We start from the raw sequence: 4,359 nt of genomic DNA, 5'->3' as shown, positions 1-4,359 counted from the left end.
TGCCAAGGCGCCGGTCACGACCGAGGTGGTCCGCTTTTACTCCGCCCAATGGCCGGAAATTGCGCCGCCGTTGACACGAACGTATTCACAGTCTGAAGCTCAATCGGCGTCGCATCAAAGGTCGACTGGTTCATGTTAACTGCGCGACCTTGAATGGACCCGATGCCATGGCAACGTTGTTCGGACAGCGCCGTTCCCACCTTGGCGTTGCAGGAACCGAGCGGAGCGGCTTGTTGCGAGAGGCCGACGGCGGTGTCTTGTTCCTGGATGATGTCGATGAGCTGAATGCCAACATGCAGTCGGTTCTTCTGCATGCCATAGAGACCGGGCGGTTCTATCCACTGGGTTCCGACCATGAGATCTCAAGCCGGTTTCACCTGATCGCCGGGGCCAACCGCGATCTGCGCAGCTTGACGGCGTCAGGGCAGTTTCGTCCGGATCTGCTGGCACGGTTGAATACATGGAGTTTCACATTGCCCGCGCTGCGCCACCGCACCGAGGATATGGATGCGAATCTGCGGCATGAGCTGGATCGCTGCGAACGAAATCTGGGTACATATGTCGGCTTCAACTCCGATGCGCGCGCGCAATACCTGGATTTTGCCAAAGACCCGGCGACGCAATGGCCGGGAAACTTCCGTGACTTCTCGGGTTCGATCCGTCGCTTGTGCACCCTTGCGCCGCGCGGACGGATTACGAGGGCGATGGTCACAACCGAAATCGAAAGGCTTCAGGCAGATTGGAAATCTGCCCAATCCAATGACGACTTCAAGCTCGTCGCGGGTCTGATCGGCGATGCCGTTTCCGAAGTCGACCCATTCGACCTTGTTCAACTGGCCCATGTGATCCGGACCTGCCGGACCTCTGCAAGCCTGAGCGCGGCCGGGCGCGCCTTGTTTGCCGTGTCGCGGAGCAAACGCAAGACCCAGAACGACGCAGATCGGTTGCGGAAGTATCTTGGTAAATTCGGTCTGGAATGGGAGGCGATTTAGCCAACACACGCGCGCATTTCGACGGTGCTCTCGCACGTGTTCCGGGCGATGCCAGTGGTGCGACTGTGGCTTCTGGCGGTCAGAGCGGTGCTTCAGGCCTCGGCCTTGCTGCCCTTGAGCACGTATTTGCAATCGCAATAGGGGCATTCGACCCAGCCGGTATCCTCGGGGATCTGCAACCACACGCGCGGGTGTCCCAATGCGCCTTCACCCCCGTCGCAGGCAACGCGGCTTTTCTCGACGATCTTGGTTTCCGGCGCTTCGATGGTCATCGCTTGAGGGCCCTTCTATAGGTTGTCGGCACTGCGGACATGGATTAGGTGCGTTTATGAGCGACAAGTCGAGCAGGAGCAAGACCCGCGCATGAGCGAAGACGCGATCCGTATCGAGGGGCTGACCAAGACCTATCGTGGCAGCCACGGGCAACCCGAGAAACAGGCGCTCAAGGGGATCGACCTGCGCGTGCCGCGTGGGTCGGTGTTTGGCCTGCTTGGCCCGAACGGGGCGGGGAAATCCACGCTGATCAACATCCTGGCGGGATTGGTGACCAAGAGCGCCGGAAAGGTGACGATCTGGGGCTTTGATCAGGACCAGAACCCGCGCCAGTCGCGCGCCGCCATCGGGGTGATGCCGCAGGAGCTGAACCTGGATCCGTTCTTTTCCCCGCGCGGGGCGCTCGAAGTGCAGGCGGGACTTTACGGCGTGCCGAAATCGCAGCGCTGGAGCGACGAGATCCTGGCGCTGGTGGGCCTGAGCGACAAGGCCGAGGCCTATGCCCGGACCCTGTCGGGGGGCATGCGGCGGCGGCTGTTGTTGGGCAAGGCGCTGGTGCACCGGCCGCAGGTTCTGGTGCTGGACGAGCCCACAGCCGGGGTCGATATCGAGCTGCGCCAGATGCTCTGGACCAATGTGCGCAAGCTGAATGCCGAGGGCATGACCATCATCCTGACCACCCACTACCTGGAAGAGGCGCAGGAGATGTGCGACGAGATCGCCATCATCAACCAGGGCAGCGTGGTGGCGCGCGACAGCACCGCAAACCTGTTGGGGCGGCTCGATGCGCGGGCGATGGTGATTCAGCCTGACGGCCCGGTATCGGTTCTGCCGCAGGGGCCGGGGATCGCGGCCGAGGCGCGCACCGACGGCACGCTTGTCCTGCGTTATCACAGCCGCCAGACCAGTGCCGAAGACGTTCTTGCTGCCGTCCGCGCCGCCGGTATCCACATCCGCGACGTGCGCACCGAGCAGGCGGATCTTGAGGACGTGTTCCTCGCCCTTACCTCGGCGCGGTGACAGATGCCGCCCTGGCGGTCGTGGCCTCGTAGGTGGCGTCGTAATCGCTGCGCAGCGTGCCCATCATCCGGTCCCAGAACAGGAAATACAGCCCGTAATTCCCGGTGAACCGCCCGTGGTGCTGGTTATGCGCGACCGAGGTGTTGATCCAGCGGCCCAGCCAATGCTTGTGGAACTCGCGCGGGTAGAGCTCGAACCCCAGATGGCCATAGACGTTATAGGCGATCTGGAAGATGAAAAAATACATCACCGCCGCCCAATGCACCGGCAGGGTAAAGGCGATGAGGGGCAGGATGCCGACCTCCAGCACCGCCTCGATCGGGTGAAAGGCATAGGCCGTCCAGGGGGATGGGTTGGTCGATCGGTGATGCACGAGATGCACGTGGCGATAGAGTGCCCGGGTGTGCATCAGCCGATGCACCCAGTAGAAATAGGTGTCATGCAACACCAGCATCCAGACAAAGCTAAAGGCGAGATAGCCCCAGCCGCGGCTGCCCATCGATCCGCCGTAGATATTGGTATGATCTAGAAACACGAAGAAGATCAGCGACGAGATCACCGCAAAGATCCCCACTGAGATGAGCGAAAACACCAGATCCCGGCCATAGTCGGTCAGCCGGGGCCAACGTTTCTGGATCTTGCGCGGCCACATCACACGGCGCAGCAAATGGTAGAACAGGCCAAAGGCGCCAGCCGCAAAGAAGAGGTACCGCTGCACGATGCGCAGCGACTCCTCGACCACGAAACGGATCAACTCTGTATCCAAAGGCGCCCCCTGCGTCCCCTTGTGGCCAGTCTACAGACGGGGACGGGGATGTCACCGGGTCAGGCGCGATCGACCCGTGCCTGATAGCAGTTGTTGCGGGCCGAGCGCACATGCACATAGGCTACGTCGGCGCGCGACAGGATCGCCTCTGCCGCCGTCATCAGCTCCGCTGTAGGCACCACCCGCCCGGTGCCATAGACGATCCGGTCGTTTTGCCCGTAACCCTTGATCAGGTAGTCGGGCGAACTGGTCAGAACTTCGGGCAGGGTGCCGTCGTCGACATGGCGGGTGCAGGGGTCGGCACACAGAAAGATCGGCCCGGTTTCGGCATAGGGGTGCAGCGCGGCAAAAGGGCGGTGGGCAAGGCTCAGCATGCCCGCTGCTTCGGGAATCTGGCGCAGGCAATGGCGGCACGGGTTGCCGGCCCCATCGGAGACGGCGTGCTCGGGCCGGTTGCCATAGGCGTCGGGCTGGCCTGATTGCAGGGCACGAACCTCGTCGGTGGGCAGGGCGGTGATGCGGATCATGTCGGGGTCTCCTGTGCGGTGTTTCCCGACTATGGCGCGGGTGCGGGTGCTACCGCGACCCGGATCCTGCGGGTTCAGCCGCAGGTCACAGCAGTCACGATACCGGCGGCATCGGTTGTCACGTTCAGGCGGTTGGGGCGGTAATCCTGAGTGACCAGCGTATCTGGGCCAATCACCCGGGTTCCTTCGGGCAGCCGCCCCATATTGTCCGCGACCGGTTGACCGATCATGTCCTCCAGTCCTTCGCCCTTGCAGAAACTCAGGTCGATCGCCGCCGGTTCGGCAGCCGGCGTTTCCTCAACCGCGTCGGCGCAGCCAGCGAGCAAGAGAAAAACAGGGGCGAGTCGGTACATTGGCGTTCCCTTTTTGACAAATGTCGGTTCCGTGTGGTCAGGTGCGGTCAAAACCTGACACGAAACGAATATAGATGAAACCCGGTCCCTGGGCCGGGGAAATGAAGACCTGACAGGGAGATAGAGAATATGCGGACGCGCGCGGCGGTAGCTTTGGAGGCGGGCAAGCCTCTGGAAGTGATGGAAGTGAACCTCGAAGGGCCCAAGGCCGGTGAGGTTCTGGTCGAGATCAAGGCCACCGGCATCTGTCACACCGATGAGTTCACCCTCTCGGGCGCCGATCCCGAGGGGCTGTTCCCGGCCATTCTGGGTCACGAGGGCGCGGGTGTGGTGCTGGAGGTCGGCCCCGGCGTCACCTCGCTCAAACCCGGCGACCATGTGATCCCGCTCTACACCCCCGAATGCCGCCAGTGCGAGTATTGTCTGAG

Annotated in this window: 7 protein-coding genes; 3 read left to right on the top strand and 4 right to left on the bottom strand. The window is 62.3% G+C overall.

Going from position 1 to position 4,359, the window contains the following annotated elements; all coding sequences use genetic code 11:
* Positions 1 to 149: 149 nt before the first annotated feature.
* Positions 150 to 992 (top strand): sigma 54-interacting transcriptional regulator, encoded by an 843-nt coding sequence (locus OE747_RS24435; RefSeq protein WP_404818360.1) that lies wholly within the window; start codon positions 150 to 152, stop codon positions 990 to 992.
* Positions 993 to 1,084: 92 nt separating this feature from the next.
* Here OE747_RS24435 and OE747_RS24430 read toward each other — a convergent pair whose 3' ends face one another.
* Entirely contained in the window at positions 1,085 to 1,264 is a 180-nt protein-coding gene (locus tag OE747_RS24430; RefSeq protein ID WP_164128414.1) for a zinc-finger domain-containing protein, read from the bottom strand.
* Between the two features lie 91 nt (positions 1,265 to 1,355).
* Here OE747_RS24430 and OE747_RS24425 point away from each other — a divergent pair, with 91 nt between their 5' ends.
* On the top strand, positions 1,356 to 2,285 hold the full coding sequence (locus OE747_RS24425; RefSeq protein ID WP_263831035.1) for an ABC transporter ATP-binding protein: 930 nt from the start codon (positions 1,356 to 1,358) through the stop codon (positions 2,283 to 2,285).
* On the opposite strand, the gene OE747_RS24420 is transcribed toward OE747_RS24425, so the two are convergent.
* The 3 genes from OE747_RS24420 to OE747_RS24410 all read right to left on the bottom strand — a co-directional run bounded on the left by OE747_RS24420 (position 2,269) and on the right by OE747_RS24410 (position 3,931).
* On the bottom strand, positions 2,269 to 3,051 hold the full coding sequence (locus tag OE747_RS24420; RefSeq protein ID WP_263831034.1) for a sterol desaturase family protein: 783 nt from the start codon (positions 3,049 to 3,051) through the stop codon (positions 2,269 to 2,271). The genes OE747_RS24425 and OE747_RS24420 overlap by 17 nt on opposite strands.
* A 59-nt stretch (positions 3,052 to 3,110) precedes the next feature.
* Positions 3,111 to 3,578, bottom strand: a complete 468-nt coding sequence (locus OE747_RS24415; protein WP_263831033.1) for a DUF1203 domain-containing protein — start codon at positions 3,576 to 3,578, stop codon at positions 3,111 to 3,113.
* 74 nt (positions 3,579 to 3,652) lie between these two features.
* Positions 3,653 to 3,931 carry an I78 family peptidase inhibitor gene (locus tag OE747_RS24410; RefSeq protein WP_263831032.1) on the bottom strand — a complete coding sequence of 93 codons (279 nt, stop codon included), beginning with the start codon at positions 3,929 to 3,931 and terminating at the stop codon, positions 3,653 to 3,655.
* 129 nt (positions 3,932 to 4,060) lie between these two features.
* Here OE747_RS24410 and OE747_RS24405 point away from each other — a divergent pair.
* Positions 4,061 to 4,359 (top strand): alcohol dehydrogenase catalytic domain-containing protein (locus OE747_RS24405; RefSeq protein ID WP_263831031.1); only part of this gene is annotated, 299 nt, incomplete at its 3' end.

Origin of the sequence: Ruegeria aquimaris (assembly GCF_025751555.1) — a bacterium.
GTDB lineage: Bacteria > Pseudomonadota > Alphaproteobacteria > Rhodobacterales > Rhodobacteraceae > Ruegeria_B > Ruegeria_B aquimaris.
Note: the sequence above shows the minus strand (reverse complement) of the source record. Positions and strands in the feature narration are given on the sequence as shown.

Bases quoted from the DNA above. Each gene is read 5' to 3' on its own strand.
- OE747_RS24430 (WP_164128414.1), bottom strand. From the start codon at position 1,264: ATGACCATCGAAGCGCCGGAAACCAAGATCGTCGAGAAAAGCCGCGTT.
- OE747_RS24425 (WP_263831035.1), top strand. From the start codon at position 1,356: ATGAGCGAAGACGCGATCCGTATCGAGGGGCTGACCAAGACCTATCGT.
- OE747_RS24415 (WP_263831033.1), bottom strand. From the start codon at position 3,578: ATGATCCGCATCACCGCCCTGCCCACCGACGAGGTTCGTGCCCTGCAA.
- OE747_RS24410 (WP_263831032.1), bottom strand. From the start codon at position 3,931: ATGTACCGACTCGCCCCTGTTTTTCTCTTGCTCGCTGGCTGCGCCGAC.